Raw genomic sequence first — 15338 nt, 5'->3', positions numbered from 1 at the left:
GTTCAGCAGCATTTAATTTTTAAATAATTTTTGCCCGAAGAATGAAATACGGAAAATAGTAGGGTATAGACAGAACCGAACCAGTTAAGCCCATCCTATCTAAATATGATAAGAACGCAGTAAGCGTAACTGTTTTAAGGAGGTTAAACAGCTTTTTTTAACTTCTCTGAACTAGAACGTAGTGGATAGATGTTGGTGTTCTCCTTTTCTTCTTCTTGTGTTTCTTTTTTACCTCCAACTGAAACACCACTAAGACTGAATACCATAAATATGGCATTGGCCCCAATCAAGATCAATAAAATTGTAAAAAATGTCATCATTTGTTTGCCCCTTTTTCATAAAACGCAAAAATGCGCCTTTTGTTATACTTTACGTAATTAAATTGATTTTAGGTTTCTGTAAGAAGTGTTTTTGCGTGCTACAGAAAATATTTGTTAATTTTTTAGGAAAAACTTAATAAAGAATAAAAGTCCTACGAAAACTGCAAAGCCTAAAGCAATCCATTTTACACCTTTGTAGTTCTTTGAATGTAGTTTTTTATCCTTTTTATAGGATAAAATTACCACGATTGCGAAAGCTATGGCAAAAAGTGAAGCAAAGATAATTTGTCCCGTGCTGAACATATTCTTTATTTTGGCGCAAAATTAAGCCTTAGTCTGTTCAATAGCTAACCTTCTTTAAATATTATATAGATGAAAAATAAAATCAGTGCCGTCGAATTATTTCACAAGTCATTTGGCCTTGGCGTTTCTGAAACTATGAAAGCCGATTTAGGAGCGGCCAAAAACAAGCTTCGATTTAATTTGATGGACGAAGAAAACAAAGAATACCTCGAAGCCGCTTCTAATGATGATTTGGTCGAGGTGGCCGATGCGTTGGGCGATATGCTGTATATCTTATGTGGAACTATTTTGGAACATGGTATGCAGTATAAAATAGAAGAGGTTTTTGAAGAGATACAGCGTAGTAATATGAGTAAATTGGGCGCTGACGGTAAGCCAATTTACAGAGAAGATGGTAAAGTCTTGAAAGGCCCTAATTACTTTAAACCTGATATTTCTAAAATCTTGGAAGAATAATAGAAAATAGTGAGTACAAAAAGGGCGGGCAACTTTTAAGTTGCCCGCCCTTTTTATGTTTTAAGAAAATTGGTCTTAAACCTCAAGACGCCATCCAAAAGGGTCTTCAGCTCTATTGAACTGAATATCGGTTATTCTTTTTTTCAGTCTTGTTGCAAAGCTATCTTTAAGTTCAGGTAAATCGTAATCGACATCTCTAAAACCAAAAGTAGCGATGGGCGAAATGACCGCGGCTGTACCGGCCCCGAACATTTCTTTTAAGCTGCCGTTTTTAGCTGCTTCAACAACTTCGGTAACCGTAATCTTTCTCACTTCTGTTGCAATACCTTCGTCTTCGGCAATTTGAAGAATACTTTTTCGTGTGATACCGTCTAATATACGGTCACTGGTAGGGCCCGTAATCAAGGTGTCGTTTATTCTCACGAATATGTTCATGGCACCTGCCTCTTCGATGTATTCGTGATTGTTATCGTCTGTCCAGATGACTTGGCTGTACCCTTTTTCGGCCGCTAATTGCGTAGGGTAAAATTGACCGGCGTAATTTCCACCAGCCTTTGCATAACCAACACCGCCATTGGCCGACCTTGAATAGGTCTCTTCTATTAAGACTTTTACTTTGCCTGAAAAGTAAGAACCTGAGGGTGCTAAACAGATTAAGAATTTGTATTCATTGGCCGGTGAGGCATGAAAGCCTTTCCCTGACGCAAAAACAAAAGGTCTAATGTATAAAGAGCTGCCATCTTTTTGAGGTATCCAGTTTTTGTCTACCTCTACCAACGCTTTCAAGCCTTCCATGAAGTATTCTTCCGGTATCTCAGGTATGGCCATACGTTTGGCCGAAATATTCAAACGTTTAAAGTTGTCCAGTGGTCTAAAGAGCCATACCTTGTTTTCGGTATCTTTATAGGCCTTCATTCCCTCGAAAATCGATTGGCCGTAATGGAATATCTTAGATGAGGGATCTAACGTTATAGGTTGATAGGGCGTAATCTTTGGTGTTTCCCATGCTCCATCCTTATAATCGCATACCAGCATATGATCGGTAAACACACTGCCAAAAGATAGATTATCAAAATCCACTTGGTCAATTTTAGAATGCTTTACCTTCTCGATGCCGATTTTTTGCATGGTTGTACTCATAGTTTCAAATTTTAAAGAATAAAAATACCAATTTTAATTGCAATCATTCTTCAATCTTCATGTAAAAATCACCAGTTTTGTATTGGTAATCTAATTTTTATGGTATATGAAAAGATTTAACATATTACTTGTCTTTTTTGTGTTGTCTTTTGGGTGCTTAGCACAGGAAAACCAGAAAGAATCTTCGGTCGATGGCACACAGTATAAAGTATTTGGCGAAGACTTTAATGGTTCTGGTTATGTGTCTACTGAAAAGATGACCGAAAAATATAACGGAATGAACGCTGCCGACTCTTTACAGGTAAAGATGAAGGCTACCGTTACCGACGTCTGTAGGGTTAAAGGTTGCTGGATGAAACTTCAACTACAGGACGGTAACGAAACTATGGTTCGATTTAAAGATTATGGCTTTTTCATGCCTTTTGATGTAGTAGGAAAGGAAGTAATCGTCAATGGTACCGCGTTTGTAGAGGCGATGAGTGTTGACGACCAAAAACACTATGCTAAAGATGCGGGTATGTCAGAATCGGAAATAGCTAAAATAAAAGAGCCGAAAAAAATATTCGGTTTTGAAGCCGACGGTGTTCTAATGTCTAAATAATAGGTTAGGGCACTACCATAATCTATATTTTTTTGGAAAGAAAAGTCATTACTACGGGCGATGGTTCTAAAACCATTCAAATAACTGAATGGAACGAACAATATCATTCAAAACACGGTGCTGTTCAAGAGGCCTATCATGTTTTTATCAAACATGGCCTTTCGTTGTTTGACAATGATGAAATAAGCATACTTGAAATAGGTTTCGGCACCGGCCTGAACGCATTTATTACCTATCTCGAAGGTGAAAAGCAAAACAGTATTATTGATTATTGCGGGGTAGAGAAATTTCCTGTTTCAATGGAGGAGGTCAATCTTTTAGATCATGCCGAGCAATTAAACGCCACAGACGAAAACCAGCGTTTTCTTCAAATGCATGAAGGTAAGTGGGAAGAGGAGCTCAGTATCTCCGATAAATTTAAGCTGACAAAAAAGCAAATCGATTTTCTTTCCATAGATGCTTCGGATAGATTTAATTTAATCTACTTCGATGCTTTTGGGGCTAGGGTGCAACCGGAGTTATGGACGGAGGAAATATTTTCTATTATGTTCCGGGCATTAAAAGGTGAAGGAATTCTAGTGACCTATGCCGCCAAAGGAAGTGTTAGAAGAGCGATGCAAGCGGTCGGTTTTGAGGTCGAACGACTACCGGGGCCGCCTGGAAAAAGAGAAATGTTGCGAGCTAAAAAAGCGCCTTGATAACTACCTAAAATGTTAACAAATAGGAATTTACATCCTGTTTTTAACATAGCCTTAATCATTAGTGTTAAATCGAAATTAAAGGTGTGTCAGTGAATCTGGCAATCTTTTATCTTTGATACATGAGAATACTGATTACAGGTGCAACAGGGCTTGTGGGTAGGGAAATCGTTAAGCAATGTCACGAGCGAAACATTGCTGTGAATTACTTAACAACAAGCAAAGATAAAATAGTCTCCAAACAGGAGTACCAAGGTTTTTATTGGAATCCAAGTACTGGTCAAATCGATCTGAATTGTTTTGAAGGTGTTCATGCCATTATCAACTTGGCTGGGGCCACTATCTCCAATAGGTGGACCCCTAAATACAAAAAGATAATATTGTCGAGTCGCGTCCATTCATTAAGAACCCTTTATAAGGGCATAAAAGACTCTAAGTCAGATACTATCGAAGCTTTTGTAACTGCTTCCGCCGTGGGTATATACCCTGATTCGTTATCCAATTATTATACAGAAGAAGACCAGCTTGTCGATGACAGCTTTCTAGGTGAAGTTGCTTCGGTTTGGGAAAAAGAGGCCGATAAGTTCCGATTTTTCCGGTTTCCGGTTTCCAAGGTGAGAATAGGCTTGGTACTTTCCGCAAAGGGTGGGGCGTTACCGCAAATGACAAAACCGATAAAGAACTATGTGGGTGCTGCATTTGGGTCTGGTAACCAATGGCAATCGTGGATCCATGTTTCCGATTTGGCAAGAATATTTCTATTTGTGGTTGAAAACCAGTTGGAAGGTGTTTTTAACGGTGTAGCACCTAATCCAGTTTGTAATTCAAAATTAGTCGATAAAATTGCCCAAGTTTTCAAGAAACCATTATTGTTGCCGAACATACCAAGGTTTGTAATGAATATGGTTCTGGGTGAAATGTCGTACCTTCTTTTTGCTAGCCAAAGGGTTAGTAGTAAGAAAATTGAAGAAGAAGGTTTTCAGTTTCATTTTAGCAACATCTGCAGTGCTTTGAGTGATATTTACGGGCATGAAATAGATGGAAAGACCTCGAAAATTAGTTATAAGAACGAATACATTTCCTAGTAATACTTGTTCTGTAAATTATTTATGATTCCACCTTCGGTGGAATTTTTTTTGTCCCCATTTTTTTCGCTACCTGTAATAATGTGTCTTTCAACCTCTTTTTGGTGACATTTTGACATTTTTCAAGAAATGGCAGTACTTTTGCCACTTCGAAATGGAGAAAAATAATTCAAGCATATATGAGCGATAAAGATATCACTGAAGACTTTGAAGAGGTATTGGACGATGAGCAACGTCAAGAAGCAGCTGATAATGAGATTAATGAAGAAGAGAACGCAGCTGAAGCTGAGTTAAGCGTTGAAGATCAGCTAAGGGAAGACTTGGCAAAAGAAAAAGACAAGTTTTTACGTTTGTTCGCCGAGTTCGAAAATTTCAAGAAGAGAACCTCTAAAGAACGTATGGAGATGTTCAAGACTGCTGGTCAAGAAATTATGGTTTCTATGCTACCGGTACTTGATGATTTTGATAGGGCTTTAAAAGAATTGGCCAAGTCTGAAGACAAAGAAATGTTCAAAGGCGTTGAGTTGATTCGGGTCAAATTTCGTGAAACACTGAAATCAAAAGGTCTTGAAGAGGTAGAGGCGAACCAAGGCGATACATTTGATGCCGAAGTTCACGATGCCATAACCCAAATACCTGCACCTGATAAAAAGCTGAAGGGTAAATTGATAGACGTGGTCGAGAAGGGGTATAAATTAGGAGAGAGAATCATTCGTCACCCCAAAGTAGTCGTGGGTAACTAAGATATAGTATGAAGGAAGATTATTATGACGTATTGGGCGTGAGCAAAAGTGCCACTGCTGCAGAAATAAAAAAGGCATATCGAAAAATGGCCTTGAAATATCACCCTGACAAAAATCCAGGTGATTCAAAGGCTGAAGAGATGTTCAAAAAATCTGCCGAAGCATATGAGGTTTTAAGTAACCCTGATAAGAAGGCGAGGTACGACCAGTTCGGCCATGCTGCATTCGAGGGTGCCGGTGGCTTCGGTGGCGGAGGTATGAACATGGATGATATCTTTAGCCAATTCGGCGATATTTTCGGTAGCGCCTTTGGTGGAGGCGGTGGTTTCGGCGGTTTCGGCGGCTTCGGAGGAGGTCAACGAAGAGCTAAGGGAAGCAACTTGCGCATCAGGGTAAAACTTACTTTAGAAGAGGTGGCCAATGGTGTAGAGAAGAAAGTAAAGGTGCGTCGAAAGATACAGGCAGATGGGGTTACCTATAAAACCTGTGGCACTTGTGGCGGCCGTGGTCAGGTAACAAAAATTACCAATACCATTTTGGGTAGAATGCAGACCGCAACTACCTGTAGTTCTTGTAGCGGTAGTGGGCAGGTTTTAGATAAAAAACCAAGTGATGCCGATGCACAAGGTCTGAAAATTCAAGAAGAGACGGTTTCCATAAAGATTCCTGCCGGGGTAGAAGACGGTATGCAACTTAAAGTACCCGGAAAAGGTAACGACGCTCCCGGTAACGGTGTGGCTGGTGATTTGTTGGTGGCCATTGAAACAGAAGAACATGCTACTTTAAAGAGAGAAGGTGACAACCTTCACTATGATCTTTATATTAGTATTTCTGAAGCCGTTCTCGGTACTTCAAAAGAGATAGATGCCGTTGGGGGCAAAGTTCGAATCAAGTTGGAACCTGGCATTCAGTCAGGCAAGATTCTACGCCTAAGAGGAAAAGGTATTTCAAGCTTAAATGGATATGGCAACGGGGATCTTCTGGTTCACGTAAACGTATGGACGCCGAAAGAGCTCAATAAAGAACAGCGGGAGTTTTTTGAACGAATGCAAGGAAATGAAAATTTCGACCCAAAACCTGAGAAATCAGATAAATCTTTCTTTGAAAAAGTGAAAGATATGTTCTCATAAGCCAAAAACTTTGGTTTTTAAATAAAAAACGTATATTTGGTTAATATTGGGAAACCAATATAAATTTTCTTTTTCATAGCAATTTTTTTCCCATCCTTAAATGCATTTAAGGGTGGGTTTTGTTTTTATGGGGCTTGGTGTTTTTGAAATCCATTCCCTAAAAACATAGATTATTTTTGAACGCCGCCTGACGGTTCTTTTTCTATATCTTTGACAAAATTGTGTGCATGAACAATATTTTGGTCACTAAAGAAGTCACCAAAAAATATGGCGAACATACGGCTTTAGACCATGTTTCTTTAGAAATACCTAAAAACAGTATCTACGGATTATTAGGGCCAAATGGTGCGGGTAAGACTACTCTTATAAGAATTATCAATCAAATCACATATCCCGATAAAGGTGAAGTACTGTTCGATGGCGAACCTTTACGCTCTGAGCATATCGCCCAAATAGGTTATTTGCCGGAAGAGAGAGGTCTGTACAAAAGCATGAAGGTCGGTGAACAGGCTCTTTACTTGGCTCAGCTCAAGGGTCTCAGCAAGGCAGAAGCTAAGAAGCGGCTTGAATATTGGTTTGAAAGACTTGATATAGGAAAGTGGTGGAACAAAAAAATACAAGAGCTCTCCAAGGGGATGGCACAGAAGGTGCAGTTCATAGTAACCGTTTTACACGAGCCCAAACTGCTTATTTTTGACGAACCCTTCAGTGGGTTTGACCCAATTAATGCCAACATTATCAAAGACGAAATTCTTAACCTTAAGGAGCAAGGCACTTCAATTATATTCTCTACACACCGAATGGAGTCGGTTGAAGAACTATGCGAGCATATAGCCTTAATTCACCGCTCAAAAAAGGTTTTGGATGGTAAACTTTCAGATATCAAGAAAGCTTACAAGAACAATATTTTCAAAGTAGGGCTTCAGACCGATTCGGCTGATATGATTCTTAAAGAACTTGCCGATAAATTCGATATTTCTTCTTCTTCGTACGATGCAGCAGAATCTCAACTCGATTTTACATTACAGTTGCCCAATAGCGATTCGAGAAACGTGTTGGTTTATCTTTCGTCGAAAGCCAATGTGAACAGGTTCGTAGAGACCATTCCTTCCACCAGTGAAATATTCATTCAGACAGTTCAAAGTAAAGAGCCATGAATAAGCTATTATTGATCATTAGACGCGAATACTTGGCCAAGGTGCGTAATAAATCATTTGTAATCATGACTTTTTTGAGCCCTATCTTAATGGTAGGCATGGTGGTCCTGATAGCTTACCTAACACAGGTCAATGACAACGAACATCGGGTGATAGGTATTTTGAATGAGAGCGACTTCTTTTCGAACGAATTTGTAAATACAGAAAGCACTTCCTATTTACAATTTGATGATATTTCTTTGGAACACGCCAAGGATTCCGTTTCCGGTCTAGGTTTCTATGGGCTATTGTACATACCTGATGAAATCAATTTGGAAAAGGTCTGCAGTAGGTCTTTTTTATATACCAAAGAAGCGCCCAGTACCGCAATAATCGATAAAATTGAAGGAGTTTTTCAAGAGAGGCTCAGGCAGCAACGTCTTCTTGAATTAGGGGTCTCCGCTTCAGAATTCGAAACTGTCGACACCAATTTTGATATACATACCGCAACTTTTGACGGACAAACAAATATCAAGGGCATCAACGAAATCAAAGCATTTATCGGCGGTGGGTTCGGTTACTTGATTATGATGTTTATCATCATTTATGGCGGGTTCGTCATGCGCAGTGTTATAGAGGAAAAAACAAGTAGAATTATAGAGGTTATTATCTCTTCTGTCAAGCCCTTTCAACTCATGTTGGGCAAAATTATTGGTACTTCATTGGCTGGTATCACACAGTTTGCCATTTGGCTGGTCTCTGCATCGCTTTTACTGTTGGTAGCTTTCGCTTTTTTTGATATTGATCCTGCGGTTTTGAATACAAGTGCCCATATACAGGATCAAATGGGTGCCAATATGGCTCCTCCCATACCTGTGGCCGACCAGACGATGCGGTTATACGCTCAAGAATTATTGAGTATACCTTGGGTAATGTTAATTGGCTTCTTTTTGGTTTATTTCTTGTTGGGTTATTTGATTTACAGCTCCATTTATGCCGCTATTGGTGCGGCCGTTGATAATGAAACGGATACCCAACAGTTTATTTTTCCCATTATATTGCCATTAATGTTGGCCATTTATGTTGGCTTCTTTTCTGTTTTTAGTAATCCACACGGTCCGATTGCCGTAGGCTTTTCTTTGTTTCCCTTAACTTCTCCGATTGTAATGCTTATGAGATTACCTGGCGGTATTGGCGAGGGAGGTGTGCCAATTTGGGAACTAGTTGTTTCAATACTGCTATTATTCGGTACTTTTATAGGTATCGTTTGGTTAGCTGCCAAAATTTATAGGGTGGGTATTTTGATGTACGGAAAAAAACCTACCTATAAAGAACTTTTCAAGTGGCTGAAGTATGATTAGCATGTATCAAGAAGAACCTAATAAGGTTGTTGAGGTCATAGAGCAAGATATCTGGGGTGCTATAAAAGAATTTTTGCAGCTTGGAATCGGTTATGGCAAAGGCGACCAAAGAATAGAAATTACTATCGGTCTGCTGATAGTTCTTTCCCTTGCATTGATCTTGACCACATTTATACTTAAGTGGCTGCGCTCTCTCTTGACGCGCCGTATGGAAAATGATGATCGCCTCAAGTTCATTAGTGTTTTCAAGTTCATCAGATATGTAGTTTATGTCATAGTCATATTGTTTACGATGAGTGCAGCCGGTATTAATATTACCTTGGTGCTCACTGCTTCTGCTGCCTTGTTCGTAGGTCTGGGGCTCGCCTTGCAAGAACTTTTTCAAGATATCATTGGCGGCATATTCATAATTCTCGATAAATCATTGCATGTGGGGGATATTATTGAAGTTGATGGTAAGGTCGGTAAGGTTTATGAGATAAAACTTCGTACAACAAGGGCGATTACCCGTGATGATAAAGTGATTATTATACCGAACCATCATTTTATTAGTGATATTATCTATAACTATACCCAAAACCATAAAACTACACGTGAAAAAGTGGTAGTGGGTGTCGCTTATGGTAGTGATGTAAATTTGGTAACGAAGATTCTAGAAGAGATAGCGGAAGAACAAAAAGGGCTTATGAAAAATCCAAAACCTTTCGTTCTGTTCGATGATTTTGGAGATTCCGCTCTAATGTTTTCAGTACATTTTTTTATTTCGGACAGTTTTACCGATCCTCGCGTTAAAAGCGAAATGAGATATAAAATTGATGCCAAATTTAGAGAGCATAACATTTCGATACCATTTCCGCAACGCGATGTTCATATATATCAACATGCCCCTTTTCAACATAAAGCTGTAGAAGATACGGCGAAACGTAATGACCAATAGAAAAAGTCTTCTCACTGTAATCGGCTTTTTAAGTGGCCTTTTCACGATACTGGCCCAAACCCCCGATGTAATTAGAGCAGAATACATGCTCATGCCCAAAAACAAATCTGATGCGCAACTTTCGAGAGTCAAGTTGTTGGTGAATTTCCCTATTTCGGTGGGTGATTCCAACAACATTGTCATCGGTAGTGAGTACAATCGGTTGGCCTATGATTTGCAAAGAGAACTGCCCTTTAGTAGTGCAGGATTGAAGCAGTTTCACGTGCTTGATCTGAATATGGCATATGTATTACAGTTCAAACCTGAATGGAGATTTATTGGGGTTTTAACACCACGTTTAGCATCAACGCTAACGGACCCTCTCGAAAATGGAGATTTTTCGGTTAATGCTACCGTTGGTTTTCTGAAGGAGAAGAAAAGTGTTGAAAAGCCCATGAAACTTGTTTTGGGTATTGCCTATAATTCTACTGTGGCACTGCGCATACCCTTACCTATAGTTTATTATGAAAAACGTTTTAGACCAGACTGGAGTTATGTAGTGGGAATTCCCAAAACGGCACTCAAGTACCATTTAAGTGAAAAACATCAATTTCAAGGTGAGTTCATTTTTGATGGTTATTACGTGAATCTTCAAAGCAATATTGTTTTGCCCAATACAGTGACAGCATCTTCAGTGTCATCCTCTGCTGGCCTGATTACTTTTGGTTACCAATACAAGTTGGCTAAAAGCACCTTCTTGTATGGGTATGTGGGTCACACCGTTTTTCAAGATGGTGTTTTGCGCGATGAAGAGCGAAACGATATTTTCACCTTGAACGATGACCCTAGTTTTTATTTACGTACTGGCTTTCGAATCGGTATATAGTCTGACTGGAAGCAATGGAAACTAAAAAAGCGTGAGTGGTATAAAGAAACATCTAAAAAGACGTTAAAACTTTCCATGTCTTGCATGGTACTTGTATCTTACGATAGCAATAATAGATAGATTGAAATCTCAAGAAATATGTCCAAAATACTGGTAATTGAAGATGAGGCGGCGATTAGGCGCGTTTTAATTAAAATATTGTCTGAAGAAAGTGACTCGTACCAATTAGACGAAGCCGAAGATGGCTTAAAAGGTCTGGAAGCCATTAAGAATAATGATTATGATTTGGTGCTTTGTGATATAAAGATGCCAAAAATGGATGGAGTCGAGGTGCTTCAGGCGGCAAAAAAAATCAAGGCCGAAGTTCCTTTTATCATGATTTCGGGTCATGGAGATTTAGATACCGCAGTCAATACAATGCGGTTAGGCGCATTCGATTATATTTCAAAACCACCAGATTTAAACAGACTGTTAACCACCGTTCGCAACGCTCTTGATAGAAAAGAGCTAGTGGCAGAAAACCGCATCCTTAAAAAGAAGGTGGGTAAAAACTACGAAATGGTGGGCGATAGTGTTGAAATTTCGGCCATAAAGGATATGATTGAAAAGGTGGCACCGACCGATGCTAGGGTGCTGATTACTGGCTCAAACGGTACCGGAAAAGAATTGGTGGCCCACTGGTTGCATCAAAAAAGCCAACGTAGTTCGGCGCCATTCATAGAAGTGAACTGTGCTGCAATTCCGTCGGAGCTCATAGAAAGCGAACTTTTCGGTCATGTTAAAGGGGCCTTTACTTCGGCCGTTAAAGATCGGGCCGGAAAATTTGAAGCTGCCAACAAAGGAACCATATTTCTTGATGAGATTGGGGATATGAGTCTTTCTGCACAAGCTAAGGTATTGCGCGCTTTGCAAGAGAATAAAATTAGCAGGGTAGGTACCGATAAAGATATTAAGGTGGATGTTCGGGTCGTGGCGGCAACCAACAAAGACTTGAAGAAAGAAATTGAGGAAAACCGTTTCAGGGAAGATCTGTATCATCGATTGGCCGTAATTTTGATTAAAGTGCCTGCATTAAATGATAGACGTGATGATATACCACTTCTAATTGACCATTTTGCAAAAAAAATCTCAGAAGAGCAGGGGGTAGGCGCTAAATCTTTTTCCGAAAAGGCGATAAAACTCTTAAAGAGTTATGACTGGACGGGTAATATAAGGGAACTTCGAAATGTGGTGGAGCGCCTTATCATACTGGGAGGAAAAGAAGTCAGCGAAGAAGACGTAAAACTGTTTGCCAGCAAATAAGAACTAAATAAGCTCCTCCTATAAAATTCTGGTATTGACTTATTTGCCGCATTCACCAAGTTTGGTCAACGCCTCTGCGGTTATTTCTTTGGTTTTCAGATTATAGTATTTTTTCCCTTCCGAAAGGTTAGGTTTAAGTAACTGCTGCTCGCAAAATTCGAAAATGCGATTGGCGTAAGCTCTAGCTTCAACACAGTTTACTGTAGAAACAACTTTGTCCAACGATTTACGGTAAGACGCTAATGAAGAGTCAACCTTTTGTCTTAAGAGTTTTTCGGAGGGTGGTTCATAAGTTATTTTTTTCTCTCCATGAGGATTCACTGTATTTAAGCTTAACTGATCATTGCCATAAACGCTTATGTGACCCTCATGCTCATCTAAAGACTCTAGGGCCGATTTGGTTTCCTCCAACGCTTTGTTGAGCAAAATATTGGTACTGGCCAATGTTGATGTCTTAGTAGCTAGTTTAAGATGTTCGCTTCCTTCAGAGATAGTGTCGATGGCATATTCGCAGCCACATTTTTCCAAATCAAGCTTCGTTTTTTCTATGGCATTGATTGCCTTGTAGGTATGAAAACGAGATAATTGTAAATCACTCATATCAAGAGCCTTTTCTATTTCGGTCTTGACATAACTAATGTTCGAGCTGGCATAATTGCATGACTGGTTGGTATTGAAAGAAGATAATATACCAATAGTAAACAGATACAATATGTACTTTAGGTGCTTCATAGCCAGATAATTCGGTCGTAAAATTTGGGCGTTTTACGGTGTAAAATTAACATTGTGAGACCGTTACGTCATACTTTTTTCGATGGATGGCACTCTGGAAGCCTGTTTTTGGATGAAAGCCCCTATTTCATTGTTAAACCGTCATTTTTTTTAACGATTTTGGCCTTTCAACGACATTATATTTTATATTCCACCTATGGATACATCAAAAATCATCTCATTTAAGGCAGAGAAGGCCGTGCAGCTCTCTCAAAAGTCTACTTACGAAGACTTCGGGGCCACCGATAAAGAATTAAAGAAAGAACTGGAAAAGGTAAGAGAAGCCTTGGGTGAATTTCAAGATACACTCTATGCCCACGGTAAGTACGGTGTTCTGGTATGCTTGCAAGGAATGGATACTGCAGGAAAGGATAGTTTGATAAGAGAGGTGTTTAAAGACTTCAATGCCAGAGGTGTGGTAGTACACAGTTTTAAAGTACCCACTGAATTAGAGCGTAAACATGATTATCTGTGGCGGCATTATATTGCTTTGCCCGCAAGGGGCAAATTTGGTGTGTTCAATCGTACCCACTACGAAAATGTACTGGTCACAAGGGTTCACCCTGAATATATTTTAGGCGAACTTTTACCTGATGTTAATTCGGTAGAAGATGTCGATAATGCCTTTTGGGATAAACGTTTTGAGCAGATCAATGATTTTGAAAGACACATTGCGGAAAACGGTACCATTGTATTCAAATTTTTTCTTCACCTATCCAAAGAAGAACAGCGACAACGTCTCTTGAGAAGGTTGGCATTGAAACGAAAAAATTGGAAATTTTCACCTGGAGACCTTGATGAAAGAAAATTATGGGATCAGTATCAGACGTATTATGAAGATGCGATCAACCGTACTTCAAAAGCTCATGCGCCTTGGTATATTATACCGGCAGATAACAAAAAGGCCGCTAGGTTAAGTGTTGCCTCCATATTATTGCAAGAGTTAAAAAAATACAAAGATATAAGAGAGCCCGAGCTCGACGATAAAATTAAGGCTAACTTAGATGCCTATAAACAACAGTTAGAAAACGAGAAAGAATGAAGAAAGCCTTCTTAATCCTTTTTTTAAGCTTGTCGATCTTGGGTCAGGCCCAATCTGCAGACGCCGAACAAATCGATAAATTATTTAAAACCGCCTTAACAGAGGGTAAGGCCTATGATTGGTTGAACCACTTGTCAAATCAAATCGGTGGTCGTCTATCCGGATCTGTTCAGGCTCAACAAGCTGTAGAATATACGAAGGCACAGTTAGACTCTCTAGGCCTTGATCGGGTTTGGCTTCAACCGGTGATGGTGCCCAAATGGGTGAGAGGTACACCGGAATTCGCCTATTTCGAGACTTCCCCGGGTTTGTCGACTAACGTTCCAGTTTGTGCTCTAGGTGGCTCAGTGGCTACGCCTATCGGAGGTTTAAAAGCAGGTTTGGTTGAAGTAACGGGGTTGGAAGACCTTAAGAAGATGGATCCCGATAAAATCAAAGGCAAGATTGTATTTTTCAACAGACCAATGGATCCTACTCTGATTAGTACATTCGATGCCTATTCGGGTTGCGTCGATCAAAGATATGCCGGTGCTGCAGAGGCTGCAAAGCTCGGTGCGGTCGGTGTAGTGGTTCGTTCGATGAATCTTCGTCTAGACGATTACCCGCATACAGGCTCTATGAGTTACGAAGACTTGCCGGTTTCAGACCGTATTCCTGCAGCAGCAATAAGTACTAACGGGGCTGAAATATTGAGTACCACTTTAAAGCTTAATCCTGAAACAAAATTTTATTTAAGGCAGAATTGTAAGCAGTTTGAAGATGTAGAATCATTCAATGTTATCGGTGAAATAAAAGGAAGTGAATTCCCTAATGAAGTGATGGTAGTTGGCGGACATTTAGATTCTTGGGATTTGGGTGATGGATCCCACGATGATGGTGCCGGTTGCGTTCAAAGCATGGATGTGTTACGATTGCTGAAGAAAACAGGTTATAGGCCCAAAAGAACCATTCGTGTAGTTCTCTTTATGAATGAGGAGAATGGATTGCGAGGAGGAAATAAATACGCAGAAGTGGCCCAAAGCAAAAACGAAAGGCACATATTCGCTTTAGAGAGCGATGCGGGCGGATTCACGCCAAGAGGTTTTTCATTCGATTGTTCAGAAGCCAATTTGGAGAGGGTGCAAGAATGGAAGAAACTTTTTGAGCCTTATCTAATACACCTGTTTGAAAAGGGATATAGCGGCGCTGATATCGGTCCGTTGAAGAATAATGAAATGGTTTTGGCCGGTTTGCGGCCTGATTCGCAGCGCTATTTTGATCATCATCATGCTGAGAACGATACCTTCGAACATGTAAATAAAAGAGAGTTGGAACTTGGTGCGGCCAGTATGGCAAGTCTTGTCTATCTCTTTGATAAATATGGTATTATTCCTGGTACAAAAATTAAAGGCTAATTCTTTTGCAGGGTTTGCTATGGCCTTCTACAAGTGACCAAAACGAACTAAAAT

General features: G+C 39.8%; 16 protein-coding genes. 13 read left to right on the top strand and 3 right to left on the bottom strand.

Translation table 11 applies throughout. The annotated features are described in order from the left end of the window. Positions 1-143: 143 nt before the first annotated feature. Positions 144-320 carry a hypothetical protein gene (locus D1013_RS20425; RefSeq protein ID WP_162987930.1) on the bottom strand — a complete coding sequence of 59 codons (177 nt, stop codon included), beginning with the start codon at positions 318-320 and terminating at the stop codon, positions 144-146. 372 nt (positions 321-692) lie between these two features. Between D1013_RS20425 and D1013_RS16075 the strand changes: the two genes are divergently transcribed. After that, positions 693-1079, top strand: a complete 387-nt coding sequence (locus D1013_RS16075; RefSeq protein ID WP_121849801.1) for a pyrophosphohydrolase domain-containing protein — start codon at positions 693-695, stop codon at positions 1077-1079. Positions 1080-1154: 75 nt separating this feature from the next. Here the strand turns inward: D1013_RS16075 and D1013_RS16070 are convergent, their stop codons facing one another. Then, complete coding sequence (locus D1013_RS16070; RefSeq protein WP_121849800.1) at positions 1155-2219, bottom strand: branched-chain amino acid aminotransferase; 1065 nt, start codon at positions 2217-2219, stop codon at positions 1155-1157. Between the two features lie 106 nt (positions 2220-2325). Here D1013_RS16070 and D1013_RS16065 point away from each other — a divergent pair, with 106 nt between their 5' ends. From D1013_RS16065 to D1013_RS16020, 10 genes are all read left to right on the top strand, one after another. Further along, positions 2326-2820: a DUF4920 domain-containing protein gene (locus tag D1013_RS16065; protein ID WP_121849799.1), complete on the top strand. Its 495-nt coding sequence runs from the start codon at positions 2326-2328 to the stop codon at positions 2818-2820. Between the two features lie 32 nt (positions 2821-2852). Then, positions 2853-3518 (top strand): tRNA (5-methylaminomethyl-2-thiouridine)(34)-methyltransferase MnmC2, encoded by a 666-nt coding sequence (gene mnmD, locus D1013_RS16060; RefSeq protein ID WP_121849798.1) that lies wholly within the window; start codon positions 2853-2855, stop codon positions 3516-3518. Between the two features lie 122 nt (positions 3519-3640). Beyond that, positions 3641-4603, top strand: coding sequence for a TIGR01777 family oxidoreductase (locus D1013_RS16055; protein WP_121849797.1), 963 nt, complete (start codon positions 3641-3643; stop codon positions 4601-4603). 179 nt (positions 4604-4782) lie between these two features. After that, positions 4783-5346, top strand: coding sequence for a nucleotide exchange factor GrpE (locus D1013_RS16050; protein ID WP_121849796.1), 564 nt, complete (start codon positions 4783-4785; stop codon positions 5344-5346). An 8-nt stretch (positions 5347-5354) separates the two neighbouring features. Next, positions 5355-6476, top strand: coding sequence for a molecular chaperone DnaJ (dnaJ, locus tag D1013_RS16045; RefSeq protein ID WP_121849795.1), 1122 nt, complete (start codon positions 5355-5357; stop codon positions 6474-6476). Positions 6477-6703: 227 nt separating this feature from the next. Continuing rightward, positions 6704-7633, top strand: a complete 930-nt coding sequence (locus D1013_RS16040) for an ABC transporter ATP-binding protein (RefSeq protein WP_121849794.1) — start codon at positions 6704-6706, stop codon at positions 7631-7633. After that, the gene (locus D1013_RS16035) at positions 7630-8973 is read left to right on the top strand and encodes an ABC transporter permease (RefSeq protein ID WP_121849793.1); all 1344 of its coding nucleotides are present in this window, start codon (positions 7630-7632) and stop codon (positions 8971-8973) included. The genes D1013_RS16040 and D1013_RS16035 overlap by 4 nt, the downstream gene beginning before the upstream one ends. A gap of 1 nt (position 8974) precedes the next feature. Beyond that, positions 8975-9910 (top strand): mechanosensitive ion channel family protein, encoded by a 936-nt coding sequence (locus D1013_RS16030; RefSeq protein WP_121849792.1) that lies wholly within the window; start codon positions 8975-8977, stop codon positions 9908-9910. Further along, positions 9900-10775, top strand: coding sequence for a DUF6268 family outer membrane beta-barrel protein (locus tag D1013_RS16025; protein WP_121849791.1), 876 nt, complete (start codon positions 9900-9902; stop codon positions 10773-10775). The genes D1013_RS16030 and D1013_RS16025 overlap by 11 nt, the downstream gene beginning before the upstream one ends. Before the next feature lie 138 nt (positions 10776-10913). Continuing rightward, positions 10914-12077 carry a sigma-54-dependent transcriptional regulator gene (locus D1013_RS16020; RefSeq protein WP_121849790.1) on the top strand — a complete coding sequence of 388 codons (1164 nt, stop codon included), beginning with the start codon at positions 10914-10916 and terminating at the stop codon, positions 12075-12077. 39 nt (positions 12078-12116) lie between these two features. On the opposite strand, the gene D1013_RS16015 is transcribed toward D1013_RS16020, so the two are convergent. Then, positions 12117-12809 (bottom strand): hypothetical protein, encoded by a 693-nt coding sequence (locus D1013_RS16015; RefSeq protein WP_121849789.1) that lies wholly within the window; start codon positions 12807-12809, stop codon positions 12117-12119. A 196-nt stretch (positions 12810-13005) separates the two neighbouring features. Between D1013_RS16015 and D1013_RS16010 the strand changes: the two genes are divergently transcribed. Both D1013_RS16010 and D1013_RS16005 read left to right on the top strand, forming a co-directional pair. Next, entirely contained in the window at positions 13006-13890 is an 885-nt protein-coding gene (locus D1013_RS16010) for a PPK2 family polyphosphate kinase (RefSeq protein ID WP_121849788.1), read from the top strand. Continuing rightward, a complete protein-coding gene (locus tag D1013_RS16005; RefSeq protein WP_121849787.1) occupies positions 13887-15284 on the top strand; it encodes a M20/M25/M40 family metallo-hydrolase in 1398 nt (465 codons plus the stop codon). Before D1013_RS16010 ends, D1013_RS16005 begins: the two co-directional genes overlap by 4 nt. The last annotated feature ends 54 nt before the right edge of the window (positions 15285-15338 follow it).

Origin of the sequence: Euzebyella marina, from assembly GCF_003687485.1 — a bacterium.
Taxonomy (GTDB): Bacteria; Bacteroidota; Bacteroidia; order Flavobacteriales; family Flavobacteriaceae; genus Euzebyella; species Euzebyella marina.
The sequence above is the reverse complement of the archived record's forward strand: the minus strand, read 5'-3'. Positions and strand labels throughout refer to the sequence as shown.

Bases quoted from the DNA above. Each gene is read 5' to 3' on its own strand.
- D1013_RS20425 (WP_162987930.1), bottom strand. From the start codon at position 320: ATGATGACATTTTTTACAATTTTATTGATCTTGATTGGGGCCAATGCC.
- D1013_RS16075 (WP_121849801.1), top strand. From the start codon at position 693: ATGAAAAATAAAATCAGTGCCGTCGAATTATTTCACAAGTCATTTGGC.
- D1013_RS16030 (WP_121849792.1), top strand. From the start codon at position 8,975: ATGTATCAAGAAGAACCTAATAAGGTTGTTGAGGTCATAGAGCAAGAT.
- D1013_RS16065 (WP_121849799.1), top strand. From the start codon at position 2,326: ATGAAAAGATTTAACATATTACTTGTCTTTTTTGTGTTGTCTTTTGGG.
- D1013_RS16015 (WP_121849789.1), bottom strand. From the start codon at position 12,809: ATGAAGCACCTAAAGTACATATTGTATCTGTTTACTATTGGTATATTA.
- D1013_RS16035 (WP_121849793.1), top strand. From the start codon at position 7,630: ATGAATAAGCTATTATTGATCATTAGACGCGAATACTTGGCCAAGGTG.
- D1013_RS16050 (WP_121849796.1), top strand. From the start codon at position 4,783: ATGAGCGATAAAGATATCACTGAAGACTTTGAAGAGGTATTGGACGAT.
- dnaJ (WP_121849795.1), top strand. From the start codon at position 5,355: ATGAAGGAAGATTATTATGACGTATTGGGCGTGAGCAAAAGTGCCACT.
- D1013_RS16005 (WP_121849787.1), top strand. From the start codon at position 13,887: ATGAAGAAAGCCTTCTTAATCCTTTTTTTAAGCTTGTCGATCTTGGGT.
- D1013_RS16010 (WP_121849788.1), top strand. From the start codon at position 13,006: ATGGATACATCAAAAATCATCTCATTTAAGGCAGAGAAGGCCGTGCAG.
- D1013_RS16025 (WP_121849791.1), top strand. From the start codon at position 9,900: ATGACCAATAGAAAAAGTCTTCTCACTGTAATCGGCTTTTTAAGTGGC.
- D1013_RS16040 (WP_121849794.1), top strand. From the start codon at position 6,704: ATGAACAATATTTTGGTCACTAAAGAAGTCACCAAAAAATATGGCGAA.
- D1013_RS16020 (WP_121849790.1), top strand. From the start codon at position 10,914: ATGTCCAAAATACTGGTAATTGAAGATGAGGCGGCGATTAGGCGCGTT.
- D1013_RS16070 (WP_121849800.1), bottom strand. From the start codon at position 2,219: ATGAGTACAACCATGCAAAAAATCGGCATCGAGAAGGTAAAGCATTCT.
- D1013_RS16055 (WP_121849797.1), top strand. From the start codon at position 3,641: ATGAGAATACTGATTACAGGTGCAACAGGGCTTGTGGGTAGGGAAATC.